The organism is Mycobacterium sp. 852002-30065_SCH5024008 (assembly GCF_001665645.1).
GTDB lineage: Bacteria > Actinomycetota > Actinomycetes > Mycobacteriales > Mycobacteriaceae > Mycobacterium > Mycobacterium paraffinicum.
Window position 1 is genome coordinate 1 of the sequence record NZ_LZSZ01000161.1, and the last position, 17,245, is coordinate 17,245.

A 17,245-nucleotide genomic window follows, 5' to 3' on the forward strand; every position below is an offset into this window, starting at 1 on the left:
GATGTGTATAAGAGACAGTCCAGGTTCCAGGGGGCGGCGCGGGCCGGGTCCGGAACTGTTCCGTGCGCGGCGGTGGGGCGAAGTGTTGGCTCTGCTGGATCAGGTCGGTCGCGCGGCGCTGGTCTGGAGTGCTCAGCGCGCGCAGGGCCGCTTTCGCGAGATCGCCTGCGGTGACGTAACGGTCGTTGGGGTCTTTTGCCATACCGCGGGCGATGACCTCGTCGAATGCCGTCGGGACGGCGGGATTGCGTTGGCTGGGGCGCGGGATCGGCTCCACCAGGTGTGCGGCCATCAGACTGCTGAGGCTGGTGGCTTGGAAAGGTGTTGTCCCCGTGAGGCATTCGAATAGCAGACAGGCGAGAGCGTAGATGTCGACGCGGTAGGTCGGGTCGTCGTTGCCGAATCGCTCGGGTGCCATGTAGTTCCAGCTGCCGATGGCGGCGCCGGTTTTCGTCATCCTGGTCGCCCGCTGGTCGGTGGCGGCCGCGGCGATGCCGAAGTCGACCAGGTAGGCGAAGTCGCCCTCGGTGAGCAGAATGTTCTCGGGTTTTATGTCGCGATGAATGACCCCGGCGCGGTGCGCGGCGTCGAGCGCGGAGGCGACCTGTTCGACGATCGCGACGGCGCGCGGCGGTGGCAGCGGCCCGGTGCGGCTCAGCTCCGTGCCCACGTGACGCCCTTCGATCAGGCGCATGTCGATGAACACTTGACCGTCGAGTTCGCCGTAGTCGTGGATCGGCACGATATGGGGTTCCTGCAGCCGGCCAGCGGTCCGGGCCTCGCGTTGCATGCGCCGGCGAAAGACGTCGTCGGAGCTGACTTCCTCGGAGACCAGCTTGAGCGCGACCACGCGGTCCTTGACGGTGTCGTAGGCCTCGTAGACCTCGCCCATCCCGCCGCGGCCCAGCAGGTGGCGCAGTTGGTACGGCCCGAACCTGCTCCCGATCCGCGAACCGGGCTGCGTTTCACTCATCGACGTCCCCCCGACGCTAAGCCAGCTGCCCTAGTCCTCATCCGTGCGCATCGACTCGCGGATCTGGGCCAACCGTTCGGCCGCGGCGCGCTCGCGCTCGTCGTATTGCTCGGCCACAGAGCGGCCCTCGGGCGATTCGGCGTCCAATTCCGCGTCGCCCACGGATGTCGCGTAGCGGTTTTCGATCTTCTCGCGGACGGATTCGAAGGTCGGCACACCGGCGCTGTCGTACCCGGGATCGGGTGGGGTTGGTTCGTCGGGCATGGAGGTCACGCTACTAAAGGGCCGCCCGCCGCTCGCGCTCCAGATAACGCACCATCTGCTCCCAGTACACCAGCGTCAACGCCATCTGCACCGCGATAGCAGCCGCCGCGGGCAGCAGGCGACGGCGGCGCGCGGCGACGACGGCAGCCAGCGCGGCCACCGATGTCAGGGCGCTGACCACCATGGCCGCGTCCCGGGGGCGACGGCTGATCCACAACTCCTCGCCCAGCATCGCCCGCGTCGACCACGCCCGCTCGTGCGCCGGCTTGCCGAAAACGAACGGGTTGACGGCCAGCCAGAGCCCGATCCACGCCGCATGGCTCCAGCGCCGCGTCCACGGTGGCACCAGGATCAGCGGGGTGCTCGCCCAGCGGGTCCAGGCGCTCCACGGATTGCAGTGCCGCGCAAAGATCGCGCGCCGGACCCGCGCAACGGATAACACCGGCGGGCTACCGCCTGGCGGGCGAATGGTCGGCCGGGACGATGACCGGGGTGGCGGGCGCGGGTGGGGCAGCGCCGGGCAACGCGGTCCGCGGGATTCCCGGCGTGCCCAGCCGGCCGGCCAGCCACGGCAGCGCGGCGGCGAAGACCCGGTCGGCGAACGGCCAATCGTGCTTGCCCGGCTGCGCCTGCACCGCGCAGTCGATTCCGTTGGCGCGCCCGAGTGCGCACAGCGAGTAAGCGGCCGCCGTCTGGTTGCCGGGGTCGGCGGCGGCTTCCCGGCTGGCGAGACGGATCGCGCCGCTGTCGGTCATCATCGGGTCGTGGCGCGTGGCGGGCGGGCCGTCTGAGGAGATGGCGAACCAGCCGGCGACGTCGCTATAGGGGCCGTGCCGGCTGATCACCGTGGTCGGGTCGAATGCCGCCCACGCGTCGGGGTTTCCGCCGAAGAGCCGCGCGATGGTTTGGGTCTTGTTTCCGGCGTTGGGGAAGAAGTCGCCCGCGACGTCGACGAACGCGCTGAACATGTCGGGGTGCATGACGGTCAGGTCGACCGCGCAGGTGCCGCCCATCGACCAGCCCGCGACGCCCCAGTGCGACCGGTCGCGGCTGACGCCGAACTTGGAAACCATGTACGGCACAACGTCTTTGGTCAAATGGTCGGCGGCGTTACCGCGGACGCCGTTGACGCATTCGGTGTCGTTGTTGAAGGCCCCGCCGGAGTCGACGAAGACCAGCACCGGGGCCTTGCCGTCGTGGGCGGCCGCGAAGTCGTCGATCGTCTTGACCGCGTTGCCCGCGCGGGTCCAGTCGGCCGGGGTGTTGAACTGGCCGCCGATCATCATGACCGTCGGCAGCGCCGGCGGCGGGCTGCTGGTGAACCATTCGGGCGGCAGGTAAACCAGCTCACCGCGGTGCTTGAAATGCGAGGCGTCAGAAGGGATCACCACCGGAACCACGCTGCCGTGCGGTGGCCGCGCCCGTTTGGCGGCCATCGCGGTGACGGTGGCCGGGTCGGTCTGGTCGGGCAGGGGACCGGAGGTGATCTGGTTCCACGCGGCCTGCACGGTGGGGAAGTAGCCGACCCACAGGTTGAGCACCAGCGCGGCACACAGCGCGCACAACGGCACGGCCAGCAGGCCTGCCCCACGCCGCCAGCGGCGAGCGCCGCGCCACCCCAGGACCAGCACCGCCACCGCCATGCCGGTCAACGTGATCCAGAGCCACAGTGCCGCGGGCGCGGGTTCGTCGGACAGGCCGCGGTCGACGATGTACCAGTGCGTCAGGTAGGCCACGGCAGCGCCGGCCAGCGCAGCCGCCGGCAACCACACGGTCCGCCAGCGACGCGACCGCCAGCCGACGGCCAGGGTCAGCACGACCGCGGTCACCACCTGGATCGTGGTGGGCACCCAGCCGTGCATCAGCGAGGTGTGGCTACTTGCCAGCAACTGCGTCGTGGCATTTATCGTCGACGCGGTCACGGCATTCATTGTGATCCATTGTTAACCGGCCTGGAACATATTCACCGAATGTTCGCCCATGGGACCGCCTGCGTGTCCCAAGCCGCCTAGTGGGGCTTGGCCAGCGGAAATGGCAGCGTTTCGCGGATGCTGCGGCCGGTTATGAGCATGACGAGCCGATCGATGCCCATGCCGAGCCCGCCGGTGGGCGGCATCGCGTACTCCATGGCCTGCAGGAAGTCCTCGTCAAGTTCCATCGCCTCCGGGTCGCCGCCGGCCGCCAGCAGCGATTGCTCCTGCAGGCGGCGGCGCTGCTCCACCGGGTCGGTGAGCTCGCTGTACGCGGTCCCCAGCTCGACCCCCCAGGCCACCAGGTCCCACCGCTCGGCGACGCCGCGCCGGCTGCGGTGCGGCCGGGTCAACGGCGAGACGGACGTCGGGAAGTCGATGTAGAAGGTCGGCCGCTCGGTCCGGTCCTCGACCAGGTGCTCGTAGAGCTCGAGCACCACCGCGCCGGCGTCCCACTGCGCCCGATACGGAATGTGGGCGGCGTCGGAGAATTTGCGCAAAACGGACAACGGGGTGTCGGGATCGATGTGTTCCCCGAGCGCCTCGGACACCGCGTCGTGCACGGTCTTCACCGGCCAGTCTCCGGAGATGTCGACCGGTTCCAGGCGGCCGTCGGCGCCGGGCCGCAGCACGGTCTGCTCGCCGTGGGCGGCCTGCGCGGCGTTTTGAATGAGCTCCCGGCTGCCGTCGATCCACACCGTGTAATCGGCATGCGCCTGGTAGGCCTCCAGCAGCGTGAACTCCGGGTTGTGGCTGAAGTCGACCCCCTCGTTGCGGAAGGCCCGGCCCAGCTCGAACACCCGCTCCACGCCGCCGACGCACAACCGCTTCAGGTACAGCTCCGGCGCGATCCGCAGGAACAGGTCCATGTCGTAGGTGTTGATGTGGGTGACGAACGGCCGGGCGGTGGCTCCGCCGTGGATCTGCTGCAGGATCGGCGTCTCGACCTCGATGAACCCCTTGGCGAACAACGTTTCCCGGACGGAGCGCAGGACGCTGCTGCGGGCCGTGACCAGCTCGCGCGACTCGGGATTGACCGCCAGGTCGACGTAGCGGGTCCGCACCCGCGCCTCGGGGTCGGTCAGCCCCTTCCACTTGTTCGGCAGCGGCCGCAGGCACTTGCCGATCATCCGCCAGTCGCGCACGATCAACGAGCGGGTTCCGTTCTTGGAAAAGCCCATGTGCCCGGCCATCTCGACCAGGTCGCCGAGGTCGATGGCCGCGGTGAAGTCCGCGGTGCGGCCGTGCTCCAGGCGTGAATTGTCCAGCAGCACCTGCAATTCGCCCGACCAGTCCCGCAGCTGGGCGAACAGCACCCCGCCGTAGTCGCGTATCCGCAATATCCGGCCCGCCACGGAGACGGTTTCCTGATCGTCGGCGTCCAGCGCCCGGGAGACGGTGTGGCTGGGCGGGGATCCCACCGGGTAGGCATCAATGCCGTTGCGCCGCAATATCTTCAGTTTGGCCAGGCGCACCCGTACCTGCTCGGGCAGGCGGGCCCTCGACTCTTCGAGTTCCGCGTCGTCGCGTCGTTGTTGTAACTCGCTGACGTCGGGCGCCGAGCCGTCGTGGTGCAGCAGGCCCGACTCCGCCAGCCTGGGCGGCACGGCGGGGTGATGGCCGGTGTGCACCTTGTCGCGCCGGGTGAACGGCAGCACCAGGAAGCCCTCGGCGATCACCGAGGCGACGCCGACCCGGGGGATCAGGCGCGCGTCCTCGTAGCAGGCGTAGCGCGGAACCCATTCCGGTTGGTACTTCATGTTCGACCGGTACAGCGTCTCCAGCTGCCACCACCGCGAGAAGAACAGGAGCAGCCCCCGCCACAGCCGGGCGACCGGGCCTGCGCCGAGTTGCGCGCCCTGTTCGAACGCCGAGCGGAACATCGCGAAGTTCAACGAAATGCGGCTGATGCCAAGGGTTTCGGCGGTCAGCGCGAGCTCGCTGACCATGAGCTCGATGGTGCCGTTGGGGGATTGCGGTGAGCGGCGCATCAAGTCCAGGGAGACCCCGGTGGTTCCCCACGGGACCAGCGACAGCATCGCGACGACGGCGCCGTCGCGGTCCAGCGCTTCGACCAGCAGGCAATCCCCGTCCGCCGGATCGCCCAGCCGGCCGAGCGCCATGGAAAAGCCGCGCTCGGTCTGGGTGTCGCGCCAGGCGTCGGCGCGGGTGATGGTCTGGGCCATCTCCTCGGTCGAGATGTCGCGGTGCCGGCGGATGCGCAGGGTCAGCCCGGCCCGGCGGGCCCGAGTGACGGCTTGGCGCACCCCGCGCATGTCGGGACCGGACAGCCGGAAATCGGCGGTCCGCAGGATCGCCTCGTCGCCCAACTCGAGCGCGTTCAGCCCGGCCTCCCGGTAGACGCGCGCCCCCTGCGTGCTGGCGCCCATGACGCCCGGCGCCCAGCCGTACGCCTGGCACAGGCCCAGCCAGGCGTCGATGGCCTGCGGCCACGACCGCGGGTCGCCGATCGGGTCGCCACTGGCCAGGCATACGCCGACCTCGACGCGGTAGGTGATGGCGGCGCGGCCGCTCTGCGCGAACACCACCGACTTGTCGCGGCGGGTCGCGAAGTATCCGAGCGAGTCGTGCTTGCCGTACAGCTCGAGGAGCCCGCGGATGGCCGACTCGTCCTCGCCCGTGAGCGCATTCTCGGCGCGCTGGGATTGGAAGAGCACGATGGTCGCCAGGATCAGCGCCAGCGCTCCGAACAGGCCGAAGATCGCGTTGAGGAACACGTGCGGCTTGCCGGTGAACAGGTCCGGATCGGCCAGGGCGAATCCGACGACCCGGTTGGCCACGTAGGGCAGGCGGTCCGGGCGCGCCAGCGTTCCGGGCCACAACTCCACCAGACCCCACGAGACGAGGATTCCGACCACGTCCCCCGCGACCAGCACCGCGGCCGCCTTGACCATGGCGCCTTTGCGGACCTTGGCCCAGAACTCCCGGTATGCCAGCACCAGCAGCACGATCGCGACGATGTGCACCGCGAACCCGAGGTTCTCCCCGAAGGTCTCGGCCGCGGTGTTGTCGCCCGCGGCCATGTCGGCGACGTTCAGGCCGGCGGCAAGGATCATCTGGCCGAGCAACACCAGCCAGGCGATCCGTTTCCGGGCGGTCAGGGCCGCGGCCAGCAATGCGAGCACGAACGACCACGCGATGCTGGTGTCGGGGAAGTTGAACAGGTAGTTGTTGATGAACTCGCGGGGGACCTTGATCAGCCACCGGATCGCCGGGGACACGCTGGCCAGCAGGGACACGGTGGCGATGACGCCCACGATCCACCCGGCCGCCGCCGGTACCCAGCGATACCGGGATTGCGACCGACCGCGAGCCCCCGAACGGGACCCCGAACGAGATGAAGCGAGTGTCACAGACCGCGAGGATATGCCCTCAATCCGTGAAAAGCTTGGCGAAGCGCTAAGTGGGGCTAGCAATAATTGGTCCGGTCGCCAAAGCGTGCTCGTGCGCGCCGGACGGGGGGCGGGGGCGAAGTGCAAAAAGCCGCCCCGTGGCTGCTAAACTAGCGTCCGCGACCATCCCGGCGAAGGCCAGGAACAGTAAGTGGAGTCCCACTCCCACCGCGTGCCACGAAGTTTCCTTCAAGGCTTGGCGGTCCGGTCACAGGCATCGCGCATGTCTGTTCCGCGAGCAACGCGGGCGGCTTGACCAGTTGCAAGCCGTGATCGGTCGGCATTGGGCCCTGCTATTGCAGGGCTTTTCTGCTGGTGGTGTGGTGTTTCCGCCGCTGACTCCCGACCGAGGCCCTGGCCGCGAGCGCAGGATACCTATAAGCCCAACAAGGGAGGCCCCATCAGCACTGAGACCCGCGTCAACGAGCGCATCCGCGTACCTGAAGTCAGATTGATCGGCCCCGGGGGAGAGCAGGTAGGCATAGTGCGCATCGAAGACGCACTTCGCGTCGCTGCGGACGCCGATCTCGACCTTGTCGAAGTCGCCCCGAACGCCAGACCCCCGGTCTGCAAGATCATGGACTACGGCAAGTTCAAATACGAGGCGGCGCAAAAGGCGCGCGAATCCCGCCGGAACCAGCAGCAGACCGTCGTCAAAGAGCAAAAACTGCGACCGAAGATCGACGATCACGATTACGAGACCAAGAAGGGTCACGTGATCCGCTTCCTGGAGGCGGGTTCGAAGGTGAAGGTCACCATCATGTTCCGCGGACGTGAGCAGTCGCGGCCCGAGCTGGGCTACCGCCTGTTGCAGCGGCTGGGCGCGGACGTCGCCGAATACGGCTTCGTCGAGACGTCCGCCAAGCAGGACGGCCGCAACATGACGATGGTGCTGGCCCCGCACCGAGGCGCGAAGACTCGTGCCAGGGCGCGGCACCCCGAAGGACCAGGGGACGGCGCGGCATCGGACGCCGACGCGGGCGCCGACACCCCTTCACCCAACTGACCTAGACCAAATAGCGAGAATTTGAGAAGTAGAGGAAACATGCCCAAGGCCAAGACCCACAGCGGGGCTTCGAAGCGGTTCCGGCGCACCGGAACCGGCAAGATCCTGCGCGAAAAGGCGAACCGTCGGCACCTGTTAGAGCACAAGCCGTCCACCCGGACTCGCCGGCTGGAAGGCCGCACGACCGTGGCGGCCAACGACACCAAGCGGATTAACAAGCTGCTGAACGGCTGACCTTCAACAAGCCGAGCGCCGGGACCCGTCGGTGCCGGCACCCGACCCATTGACTTAGAACGAGAGTAGGAACACCCATGGCACGCGTGAAGCGGGCGGTCAACGCCCACAAGAAGAGGCGCAGCATTCTCAAGGCCTCGAAGGGCTATCGCGGCCAGCGCTCGCGGCTCTACCGCAAAGCCAAAGAGCAGCAGCTGCATTCGTTGAACTACGCCTACCGCGACCGCCGCGCGCGCAAGGGCGAGTTCCGGAAACTGTGGATCTCGCGGATCAATGCGGCGGCGCGCGCCAACGACATCACCTACAACCGGCTGATCCAGGGTTTGAAGGCCGCCGGTGTGGAAGTGGACCGCAAGAACCTCGCCGACATCGCGATCACCGATCCCGCGGCATTCACCGCGCTGGTTGACGTCGCCCGGGCCGCACTGCCCGAGGACGTGAACGCACCCTCGGATTCCGGAGAGGCCGCCTAACCGGCTTCCGGGTGCAGGTGCTGACCGAACGTTCGGCCCGGGTCGCCGCGGCGGTCAAACTGCATCGCCACGTCGGCCGGCGGCGGGCGGGCCGATTCCTGGCCGAAGGCCCCAACCTGGTCGAGGCGGCGGCCGCCCGCGGTCTGGTCCGCGACGTCTTCGTCACCGAAACCGCGTCGCAGCGGTATGCGGCTTTGCTTGGCGCGCAGCGCTGTCCGGTCCATCTGGTCAGCGAGCGGGCCGCAAAGGCGCTGTCCGACACCGTCACCCCCGCCGGACTGGTCGCCGTCTGCGAGATGCCGGCGACCGGCCTGGCGGACGTGCTGGCCGGTTCGCCCCGGCTGATCGCGGTCGCCGTCGAGATCGGCGAGCCGGGCAACGCCGGCACGGTCATTCGCATCGCCGACGCCATGGGCGCGCAGGGTGTGATCCTCGGCGGGCACAGCGTCGACCCGTACAACGGCAAGTGTCTCCGTGCCTCGACCGGCAGCATCTTCTCGATTCCGGTGGTCGCCGCGCCCGACGCGGCCGCCGCGCTGGGCGCCGTGCGCGCCGCGGGGCTGCAGGTGCTGGCGACCACGGTGGACGGCGAGACGCGCCTCGACGACGCCGCGGCACTGCTCGCCAGGCCGACCGCGTGGTTGTTCGGGCCCGAATCACAGGGTCTGCCAACCGAAATCGCGGCGGCGGCCGATCACCGCATGCGCATCCCGATGGCCGGCGGTGCCGAGAGCCTGAACGTGGCCTCCGCCGCGGCCATCTGCCTCTACCAGAGCGCGCAGGCGCTGGGCATGTTCAAGCGGCCCTGACGCGACCCCGGGCGGGCCGCAGACCCGCCAGCGACAGCGTCCCGTGCACCAGCGAGCCGGCGCGCTCCATGAGGGCCTTCGCGGGGTCGAGCGGCGACCGCGGACGGGGAGGGAAGTAATGCATGGGCAGGCCGCGGCGGTCGCGCGGCGGCGCCATGAACGGCGGAGCCTCCACCAACGGCGCGTTGCTGGGCAGTCGCCCCTCGGCCCGGCGGTACGCGGCCAGCGCACGGGGGTGCAGCCGAATCTCGTCGGGAACCGCCAGGAAGGCCAGTTCGACGAACTTGCCGAACAGGCGCAGCAGCACCTCGTCGCCCGGCGTCCAGCGCATGCCCGCCTTCTCGCGAACCGCGGGCTCGAACAAGCCCGCCGCGATCCAGCGCTGGCCGGCGACCAGCGGCCTGAACATCTGGTCCCAGATCGGCGTCGGCACCAGCACGAATTTCGGCTTGGGGATCCGGATTTGGAAGATGTCCAGCGTCGCCTGGTTGATTTCCAATTCCTCGCGGCAGACCCGATCCCAGTACTCGCAGAACTCCTCCCACGAGGTGGGCACCGGTCGCATGCTCATCCCATACATCCGGTACCACCGCACGTGCTCGTCGAACAGCTGCCGCTTCTCGGCCTCCGTCAAGCCCCCGCAGAAGTACTCAGCCACCTTGATCACCAGCATGAAGAAGGTGGCGTGGGCCCAGTAGAAGGTTTCGGGGTTCAGCGCGTGATACCGCCGGCCGGACGCGTCGACGCCCTTGATGGTGTGGTGGTAGCTCTTGATCTGCCGCCCCGTCTGGGCCGCCCGGTCGCCGTCGTAGACGACGCCCATGATCGGGTACACCGAGCGGGCCACCCGCTGCAGGGGCTCGCGCAGCAGGATCGAATGCTCCTCGACGCCCGCGCCCAGCTCCGGATACATGTTCTGGATCGCGCCGATCCAGACGCCCATCATTCCCGTGCGTAGATCGCCGAAGTACTTCCAGGTCAGGGAATCGGGTCCGAGCGGATCGTCGGATCTCATTGGAATGGCAGTCATCTCGGCCTCCTCGGCTCACGATAACTTTGACAACGCGCGTTGTCTACGATTTCGGCCGTGCGCGCCGGCGGGTGTTATGCAGCATCCATAGCGGTGTGGCGCCCCTGTGATCAGGCGATACGTTGCGAGCTGTGACACAAACCGTGGGGCCTTCATTGCCCGCCTCCGCCAGAACCAAATAACCTGGCCAGGTGGAACTCGCGCATCGCGACTCGGACTCGGGCGAGCCCGATTCGCCGCCGCATTCCGCGGTCTCGGCGCACGGCGCCTCGCAGTGGTTGCACAACCGGAATCACAATCCCGGCGCGGTGGCGTTCATCCGCCGGGCGCGGCGTCTGCTACCCGGCGATCCCGAGTTCGGCGACCCGCTGTCCACGGCCGGCGAGGGTGGACCGCGCGCCGCGGCGCGAGCCGCCGACCGGCTGCTGGGGGATCGCGACGCGGTGTCGCGTGAGGTCAGCCTCGGGCTGTTGCAGGTGTGGCAGGCGCTGACCGAGTCGGTCGCCCGACGTCCCGCGAATCCCGAGGTGACGTTGGTGTTCACCGACCTGGTCGGCTTCTCGTCGTGGTCCTTGCAGGCCGGTGACGAGGCGGCGCTCACCCTCCTGCGCCAGGTGGCGCGGGCCATCGAGCCGCCGCTGCTGGACGCCGGTGGCCAAATCGTCAAACGGATGGGTGACGGTCTGATGGCCGTCTTCGGCGATCCCACGGTCGCGGTGCGGGCCGTCCTGGCCGCCAAGGAGGCGTTGAAGTCGGTCGAGGTGGCGGGCCACACGCCGCGGATGCGGGTCGGGATCCACACCGGGCGGCCCCAGCGGTTGGCGGCGGACTGGCTCGGTGTCGACGTCAACATCGCCGCGCGGGTGATGGAACGGGCCACTAAGGGCGGGGTCATGGTGTCAGGTTCGACACTCGACCTGATCACCCAGAGCGAACTGGACGCGATGGGGGTCGTGGCCAAACGCGCACGTAAACCGGTGTTCGCGGGCAAAACTACGGGCGTCCCGTCCGACTTAGCGATATATCGTTTGCGGACTCATAGGGAGTTGACAGCGCCCGATCACACTTCCGAAACAAATTAGTCGACATAATGGATGCAATGTTTGGGGGCATCTTCGCCCGGCTCGCCCGGGTCCAGTTCACGGTGGGATACGTGGCGATGCTGCTTGCCGTCAGCGGTGCCATCCTGGCGCTCGGGCCGCACGCGCACGACGTGCTGGTCGAGCGGGCCAGCACCAACCTGCACAACCTCGCCCATGGCCACGTGGGCACGCTGCTGGGCAGCGCGCTGGTCGTCGACGCCGGTCCGCTCTACTTCTGGTTACCGTTCCTGACCTGCCTGCTCGCGCTCGGCGAGCTGCACCTGCGCACCATTCGGCTGGTGGTGGCGTTCCTCGTCGGTCACATCGGCGCGACGCTGCTCGTGGCCGCCGCCCTGGCCGCCGCGGTCGAGTTCGAGTGGATGCCACTGTCGATCACCCGGGCCAGCGATGTCGGGATGAGCTACGGCGCCCTGGCGGTGCTCGGAGCGATGACGGCGGTGATTCCCCAGCGCTGGCGGGCCGCCTGGGTCGGCTGGTGGGTGGCGGCCGGCACCTCCTCGGCGATCATCGGCGGCGATTTCACCGACGCCGGTCACACCGTCGCCGTGGTGTTGGGCGTGCTGGTCTCCGCCCGGCTCCGCCAGCCCATCCACTGGACGCCGGTGCGCATCATGATGCTGGCCGCCTCGTCTGGCTTCGGCTTTCTACTGCTGGCCCACCACTGGGGAACGATGGCCGCGGCGCCCGCCTTCGGCGTCCTGGGCGCGCTGGCCGCGCACAAGCTCGTGCAGTTCGTCTCCGGGCGCAGCGCGGTGCTGGACGAGCACGCGCTGACCGGTGCGCAGCCCGTCACAACCGGCTAGGCCGTCCGCCCGCCGTTAGTCCGAAGCGCCCGCCGGGCTGCACGCACCGCATCACTATGATCGGCACTTGCCGCTGGGCAAGCTTCCTCCCCAGCCCTTCATCAGCAAGGAGAGTGTCGCCGCGTGGGTGCTCAGCCCGTCGACCTGTCACCGGACGCCTTGGCCACGGCGGTCGGCGCCGCCCGGGAGGCGATCGCGCTCGCCGGCGATCTGGACGCGCTGGCGCGTGTGAAGACCGAGCACCTCGGTGACCGCTCACCGCTGGCGCTGGCCCGCCAGGCGCTGGGCAGCGTCCCCAAGGACGAGCGGGCCGACGCGGGCAAGCGGGTCAATTCCGCGCGAACCGAAGTGCAGCGCAGCTACGAGGATCGACTGGCGGCGCTGCGCGCCGAACGCGACGCGGCGGTGCTGGCCGCCGAGGGCATCGACGTCACCCTGCCGTCAAGCCGGCAGCCGATCGGCGCCCGGCACCCGATCACCCAGCTCGCCGACCACATCGCCGACACCTTCGTCGCGATGGGGTGGGAGCTGGCGGAGGGGCCGGAAGTCGAGACCGAGCAGTTCAACTTCGACGCCCTCAACTTCCCCGCGGACCACCCGGCGCGCAGCGAGCAGGACACCTTTTACATCGCGCCGGACGACTCCCGGCAGCTGCTGCGCACCCACACGTCGCCGGTGCAGGTGCGCACCCTGCTGGCCCACGAGCTGCCCGTCTACATCATCTCGATCGGCCGCACCTTCCGCACCGACGAGCTCGACGCCACCCACACGCCGGTCTTCCACCAGGTCGAGGGGCTGGCAGTGGACCGGGGTCTGTCCATGGCGCATCTGCGGGGCACCCTCGACGCGTTCGCCCGGGCCGAGTTCGGCCCGGAGGCGCGCACCCGGATCCGCCCGCACTTTTTCCCGTTCACCGAGCCCTCCGCCGAGGTCGACGTGTGGTTCGTCGGCAAGAAGGGCGGCGCCGGCTGGGTGGAGTGGGGCGGCTGCGGCATGGTGCACCCGAACGTGTTGCGGGCGGCCGGGATTGACCCGGACGTCTACTCCGGATTTGCGTTCGGCATGGGCCTGGAACGCACCCTGCAGTTCCGCAACGGCATACCCGACATGCGCGACATGGTCGAGGGCGATGTCCGGTTCTCGTTGCCGTTCGGGGTGGGTGCCTGATGCGCATCCCCTACAGCTGGCTGCGGGAAGTGGTAGCGGCGGGCTCGCCTGGCTGGGATGTCGCCCCCGGTGATCTCGAGCAGACGCTGGTGCGCATCGGCCACGAGGTCGAGGAGGTCGTCACCCTCGGCCCGGTCGACGGGCCGCTGACCGTGGGACGGGTGACGAGCATCGAGGAGCTCACCGGCTTCAAAAAGCCGATCCGCGCCTGCCGGGTCGATGTCGGCGGCGGCGCGGAGCGCGACATCGTCTGCGGGGCAACGAATTTCGTCGTCGGTGATCTGGTGGTCGTGGCGTTGCCCGGCACCACGCTGCCGGGCGGGTTTGCGATCACGGCGCGCAAGACCTACGGCCGCGACTCGGACGGCATGATCTGCTCGGCGGCCGAACTCGGCTTGGGTGCTGACCATTCCGGGATCCTGGTGCTGCCGGCCGGCACGGCCGAGCCGGGCGCCGACGGCGCCACGGTGCTGGGATTGGACGACGTGGTCTTTCACCTGGCGATCACCCCCGACCGGGGCTACGGCATGTCGGTGCGCGGGCTGGCCCGTGAGATCGCCTGCGCCTACGACCTGAACTTCGTCGACCCCGCGGACATCAAGCCGTTGCCGGCCGAAGGGGAGGCGTGGCCGCTCACGGTGGACGCGGAGACCGGCGTGCGCCGGTTCGCCCTGCGGCCCGTCACCGGGATCGACCCCGCGGCGGTGTCGCCGTGGTGGCTGCAACGGCGGCTGCTGCTGGCCGGGATCCGCGCGACGTCGCCGGCGGTGGACGTCACCAACTACGTGATGCTCGAACTCGGTCACCCCATGCACGCGCATGACTGCGACCGCATCTCCGGAGGCCTGGTCGTGCGGTTCGCCCGGCCCGGCGAGACGGTCGTCACCCTGGACGACGTCGAGCGCCGGCTCGATCCGGCCGACGTCCTGATAGTCGACGACCGGGCGACCGCGGCGATCGGCGGCGTGATGGGCGCGGCGAGCACCGAGGTGCGCGCCGACTCCACCGAAGTGCTGCTGGAGGCCGCCGTCTGGGACCCGGCAGCCGTCTCGCGCACCCAGCGCCGGTTGCACCTGCCCAGCGAGGCCGCCCGGCGCTACGAGCGCGGGGTGGACCCGGCCGTCTCGGTGGCCGCACTGGACCGCTGCGCGGCACTCCTCGTCGAGATCGCCGGGGGAGCGGTATCGGAGAAGCTGACCGACTGGCGGGGCGACCCGCCGACCGACGACTGGTCGCTACCGCCGGTCCGGATCCCCGCCGACCTGCCCGACCGCGTCGCCGGGGTGGCCTACCCGCCGGGCGCCACCGCGCGGCGCCTGACGCAAATCGGGTGTTACGTGACCGGCGACGGCGACACGTTGACCGTGACGCCGCCGAGCTGGCGGCCCGACCTGCTGCAGCCCGCCGACCTGGTCGAGGAGGTGCTGCGGCTGGAGGGGTTGGAGGCCATCCCGTCGGTGCTGCCCGCGGCCCCGGCGGGCCGGGGCCTCACCGCGGGGCAGAAGCGTCGTCGCGCCATCGGCAAGTCGCTCGCGCAATCGGGGTACGTCGAAATCCTGCCGACGCCGTTTCTGCCCGCAGGCGTGTTCGACCTGTGGGGCCTGCCGGAAGACGACCCGCGACGCGCCACCACGCGGGTGCTCAACCCGCTGGAGGCCGACCGCCCGCACCTGGCCACCACGTTGCTGCCCGCGCTGCTGGAAGCGTTGGTGCGCAACGTATCCCGCGGGCTGGTGGACGTCGCGCTGTATGCCCTGGCGCAGGTGGTGCAACCGACCGAGCAGACCCGCGGCGTGCAGCCCATTCCCGTGCACCGCCGGCCCACCGACCACGAGATCGCCCTGCTGGACGCCTCGCTGCCCCGCCAGCCGCAGCACGTCGCGGTGGTGCTGGCGGGCCTGCGCGAACGGCGCGGCCCCTGGGGTCCCGGCCGCCGGGCCGAAGCCGCCGACGCGTTCGAAGCGGCGCGCATCATCGCCCGCGCCAGCGGCGTCGAGGTGAGCCTGCGGGCGGCCCAGCGCCTGCCATGGCACCCGGGCCGGTGCGCCGAGGTGCTCGTCGGGGAGACCGTCGTCGGTCACGCCGGGCAACTGCACCCTGCCGTGATCGAGCGGTCCAACCTGCCGAAGGGCACCTGCGCCGTCGAACTGAACCTCGACGCGATCCCCATCGTCCAGGCGCTGCCGGCGCCCAGGGTGTCGCCGTTCCCGGCCGTCTTCCAGGACCTGAGCCTGGTGGTGCCCGCGCACGTGCCCGCCCAGGCGGTGGCCGACGCCGTCCGGGACGGCGCCGGCGAGCTGCTGGAAGACCTGCAACTTTTCGACGTCTTCACCGGCCCGCAGCTCGGGGAGGACCGCAAATCGCTGACCTTCGCCCTGCGTTTCCGCGCCCCGGACCGCACGCTGACCGAGGACGACGCCAGCGCGGCCCGCGATGCCGCGGTGCGACGCGCCGCGGAGGCGGTCGGCGCCGAACTGCGCGGCTAGCGACCCGCTCGGCCGGCGCTGTTGATTTAGAGATACGTCGCTGCCGGCCGCCTCCGCACGGCAATTGCCGCCGCTGCTTCGGCGAGAGCAAATGCGAAATGCAGTGGCGTCACCAGCCAGCCCAGCCACACCACGTCGCCAGTCACGAAAATGCCCCAAAACATCACGTTTGCGGTGCCGAGCAGCGTATGCACGAAAGTCGCTGCGGCATGCCATGATCCGCCAGGGATTGCGCGTGAGGCGTGCAGAAAGAGCGCGGCGATGACGATGGCCAGCCCGTGCGCCTCGACCAGGCCGATCACTGAGTATGGTGCGTTGCGAATGGTCGAAGCACCAGCGCCCACGGCGCAGCACGCGGCCGGTACATCTAATAGCAACAAGCCCAATATGCCGAAGCCGCCGAGGAAAACGGCGTTCATCCGCAGAACCCGTTGCCGCACCGCGGGATTCATATCGCCCCCCCCGCTCGTGGCGGAACGCCCGCCGCCGGCGACCACTATCGAGGCCGTTCGGCGCCGGGGTTCTGCAAGATGGCCGATATCAGCCGGTCGATTGTGCTCGCGGCGTCGTCGATACCGACCTGCTCCGGCGAGAACGTCAAGTTGCTGAAGAGCAGCCCATTGAGCAGCCGGCTCAATTCACCGGCCTCCTCCGGCGATGGGCTGAACCCTGCAGCCTCCAATATCACAGTGGCGGACTTGATCGCCGCTGCCTGAAGCTCAGCGAGAAATGGCCGCAGCTCTGGGCGCCGCGTGCCCTCGAGGAACAATTCGAAGCGCGCCAATGTGCGCCGCCGATACTGCTCGTCCGGGTTCGAGATCAGCCGAGCCAACAGGGCCACGACGCCGTCGCGACCGATCGGTTTGCCGATGAAGGTTTGTATGGCCTCGACTTGTTGCCAATGCAATTCGGCGGTGTACGCCGCGGCAGCCTCAAGCAGGGCCAGACGACTGCGGAAGTAGTTCGAGGTGGTCCCGGTGGGCAGGCCGGCACGCTCGTCGATCTGCCGATGGGTCAGGGCACCGACGCCGCCCGCGGCGAGAATATCGATTGCCGCATCCAGGATTTGAGCCCGGCGGTTGTGTCTTGGCGGCATCAGGGTCGATACCGCAGCCGGGCGAACATGATCAGCAGTCCGCCATAAAACGGAAACAGCACGTAACTGAACCACAGCGGGAAGAATTCGAAATAGAAGTCGACGTTGCCACGGATCACCCCGAAGTACACGTGCAACGGCACGCTGCCGGCGATGTAGACGAGCGACCAGGTAAAAAACAATTTGTGTGGTTTGTTGGCGAACTCGACGCGGTGCCACAGCGAAATGCCCGAAATTGCCGCGTACGTCATCGGCAGCAGCAGAACCTTGTCGGACGTCGGCGTCATCACGTGCTGCAGAGTCTCCTGATCGCCGAAGAACACCCGACACAGGTGCATGAAGCAGCCCATCGTGATGGTGAGCATTGCCGCAGGTTGGAAGAAATAACCGCGTCGGCGGTAAGCCGCCCATAGCGAGC

17 protein-coding genes are annotated in these 17,245 nt (G+C 69.0%); 8 read left to right on the plus strand and 9 right to left on the minus strand.

Going from position 1 to position 17,245, the window contains the following annotated elements; translation table 11 throughout:
• The 5 genes from A5781_RS19425 to lysX form a co-directional block, all read right to left on the minus strand.
• Window positions 1-973: serine/threonine-protein kinase (locus A5781_RS19425; RefSeq protein ID WP_156624855.1), on the minus strand; the 973-nt coding region annotated here is incomplete at its 3' end.
• Window positions 974-1,003: 30 nt separating this feature from the next.
• Complete coding sequence (locus A5781_RS19430; protein ID WP_067210134.1) at window positions 1,004-1,237, minus strand: hypothetical protein; 234 nt, start codon at window positions 1,235-1,237, stop codon at window positions 1,004-1,006.
• A gap of 13 nt (window positions 1,238-1,250) precedes the next feature.
• The gene (locus A5781_RS19435; RefSeq protein ID WP_231990761.1) at window positions 1,251-1,679 is read right to left on the minus strand and encodes a DUF6653 family protein; all 429 of its coding nucleotides are present in this window, start codon (window positions 1,677-1,679) and stop codon (window positions 1,251-1,253) included.
• Window positions 1,680-1,686: 7 nt separating this feature from the next.
• Window positions 1,687-3,168: an alpha/beta hydrolase family protein gene (locus A5781_RS19440; RefSeq protein WP_197503919.1), complete on the minus strand. Its 1,482-nt coding sequence runs from the start codon at window positions 3,166-3,168 to the stop codon at window positions 1,687-1,689.
• 77 nt (window positions 3,169-3,245) lie between these two features.
• Window positions 3,246-6,581, minus strand: coding sequence for a bifunctional lysylphosphatidylglycerol synthetase/lysine--tRNA ligase LysX (gene lysX, locus A5781_RS19445; RefSeq protein ID WP_082939435.1), 3,336 nt, complete (start codon window positions 6,579-6,581; stop codon window positions 3,246-3,248).
• A 439-nt stretch (window positions 6,582-7,020) separates the two neighbouring features.
• On the opposite strand from lysX, the gene infC reads away from it, so the two are divergent.
• From infC to A5781_RS19465, 4 genes are all read left to right on the plus strand, one after another.
• Window positions 7,021-7,626 carry a translation initiation factor IF-3 gene (infC, locus tag A5781_RS19450; protein ID WP_082939437.1) on the plus strand — a complete coding sequence of 202 codons (606 nt, stop codon included), beginning with the start codon at window positions 7,021-7,023 and terminating at the stop codon, window positions 7,624-7,626.
• A gap of 39 nt (window positions 7,627-7,665) precedes the next feature.
• Window positions 7,666-7,860 (plus strand): 50S ribosomal protein L35, encoded by a 195-nt coding sequence (rpmI, locus tag A5781_RS19455; protein WP_066953125.1) that lies wholly within the window; start codon window positions 7,666-7,668, stop codon window positions 7,858-7,860.
• A 77-nt stretch (window positions 7,861-7,937) separates the two neighbouring features.
• Window positions 7,938-8,333, plus strand: coding sequence for a 50S ribosomal protein L20 (gene rplT, locus A5781_RS19460; protein ID WP_046184507.1), 396 nt, complete (start codon window positions 7,938-7,940; stop codon window positions 8,331-8,333).
• 17 nt (window positions 8,334-8,350) lie between these two features.
• A complete protein-coding gene (locus tag A5781_RS19465; RefSeq protein ID WP_067210262.1) occupies window positions 8,351-9,142 on the plus strand; it encodes an RNA methyltransferase in 792 nt (263 codons plus the stop codon).
• Here A5781_RS19465 and A5781_RS19470 read toward each other — a convergent pair.
• Complete coding sequence (locus A5781_RS19470; RefSeq protein ID WP_067210143.1) at window positions 9,129-10,172, minus strand: oxygenase MpaB family protein; 1,044 nt, start codon at window positions 10,170-10,172, stop codon at window positions 9,129-9,131. The two genes, A5781_RS19465 and A5781_RS19470, sit on opposite strands and share 14 nt — an antisense overlap.
• A 191-nt stretch (window positions 10,173-10,363) precedes the next feature.
• Here A5781_RS19470 and A5781_RS19475 point away from each other — a divergent pair, with 191 nt between their 5' ends.
• The 4 genes from A5781_RS19475 (at window position 10,364) to pheT (ending at window position 15,731) form a co-directional block, all read left to right on the plus strand.
• Window positions 10,364-11,254: an adenylate/guanylate cyclase domain-containing protein gene (locus tag A5781_RS19475; protein ID WP_067210147.1), complete on the plus strand. Its 891-nt coding sequence runs from the start codon at window positions 10,364-10,366 to the stop codon at window positions 11,252-11,254.
• 17 nt (window positions 11,255-11,271) lie between these two features.
• On the plus strand, window positions 11,272-12,078 hold the full coding sequence (locus tag A5781_RS19480) for a rhomboid-like protein (RefSeq protein WP_067210151.1): 807 nt from the start codon (window positions 11,272-11,274) through the stop codon (window positions 12,076-12,078).
• 123 nt (window positions 12,079-12,201) lie between these two features.
• Window positions 12,202-13,245 (plus strand): phenylalanine--tRNA ligase subunit alpha, encoded by a 1,044-nt coding sequence (pheS, locus tag A5781_RS19485; protein ID WP_067210157.1) that lies wholly within the window; start codon window positions 12,202-12,204, stop codon window positions 13,243-13,245.
• Window positions 13,245-15,731: a phenylalanine--tRNA ligase subunit beta gene (pheT, locus tag A5781_RS19490; protein ID WP_067210162.1), complete on the plus strand. Its 2,487-nt coding sequence runs from the start codon at window positions 13,245-13,247 to the stop codon at window positions 15,729-15,731. Before pheS ends, pheT begins: the two co-directional genes overlap by 1 nt.
• Window positions 15,732-15,757: 26 nt before the next feature.
• Here the strand turns inward: pheT and A5781_RS25710 are convergent, their stop codons facing one another.
• From A5781_RS25710 to A5781_RS19505, 3 genes are read right to left on the minus strand one after another with little or no spacing between them, the layout of a single operon-like run.
• Window positions 15,758-16,183 carry a hypothetical protein gene (locus tag A5781_RS25710; protein WP_156624858.1) on the minus strand — a complete coding sequence of 142 codons (426 nt, stop codon included), beginning with the start codon at window positions 16,181-16,183 and terminating at the stop codon, window positions 15,758-15,760.
• Window positions 16,184-16,227: 44 nt separating this feature from the next.
• Window positions 16,228-16,902 carry a TetR/AcrR family transcriptional regulator gene (locus A5781_RS19500; RefSeq protein WP_231990762.1) on the minus strand — a complete coding sequence of 225 codons (675 nt, stop codon included), beginning with the start codon at window positions 16,900-16,902 and terminating at the stop codon, window positions 16,228-16,230.
• Window positions 16,827-17,192 carry a hypothetical protein gene (locus tag A5781_RS19505; protein WP_067210174.1) on the minus strand — a complete coding sequence of 122 codons (366 nt, stop codon included), beginning with the start codon at window positions 17,190-17,192 and terminating at the stop codon, window positions 16,827-16,829. The genes A5781_RS19500 and A5781_RS19505 overlap by 76 nt, the downstream gene beginning before the upstream one ends.
• Window positions 17,193-17,245: the final 53 nt, after the last annotated feature.

Bases quoted from the DNA above. Each gene is read 5' to 3' on its own strand.
- A5781_RS19430 (WP_067210134.1), bottom strand. From the start codon at position 1,237: ATGCCCGACGAACCAACCCCACCCGATCCCGGGTACGACAGCGCCGGT.
- A5781_RS19440 (WP_197503919.1), bottom strand. From the start codon at position 3,168: ATGAATGCCGTGACCGCGTCGACGATAAATGCCACGACGCAGTTGCTG.
- rpmI (WP_066953125.1), top strand. From the start codon at position 7,666: ATGCCCAAGGCCAAGACCCACAGCGGGGCTTCGAAGCGGTTCCGGCGC.
- rplT (WP_046184507.1), top strand. From the start codon at position 7,938: ATGGCACGCGTGAAGCGGGCGGTCAACGCCCACAAGAAGAGGCGCAGC.
- A5781_RS19470 (WP_067210143.1), bottom strand. From the start codon at position 10,172: ATGACTGCCATTCCAATGAGATCCGACGATCCGCTCGGACCCGATTCC.
- A5781_RS19480 (WP_067210151.1), top strand. From the start codon at position 11,272: ATGTTTGGGGGCATCTTCGCCCGGCTCGCCCGGGTCCAGTTCACGGTG.
- pheT (WP_067210162.1), top strand. From the start codon at position 13,245: ATGCGCATCCCCTACAGCTGGCTGCGGGAAGTGGTAGCGGCGGGCTCG.
- A5781_RS25710 (WP_156624858.1), bottom strand. From the start codon at position 16,183: ATGAATCCCGCGGTGCGGCAACGGGTTCTGCGGATGAACGCCGTTTTC.
- A5781_RS19505 (WP_067210174.1), bottom strand. From the start codon at position 17,192: ATGCTCACCATCACGATGGGCTGCTTCATGCACCTGTGTCGGGTGTTC.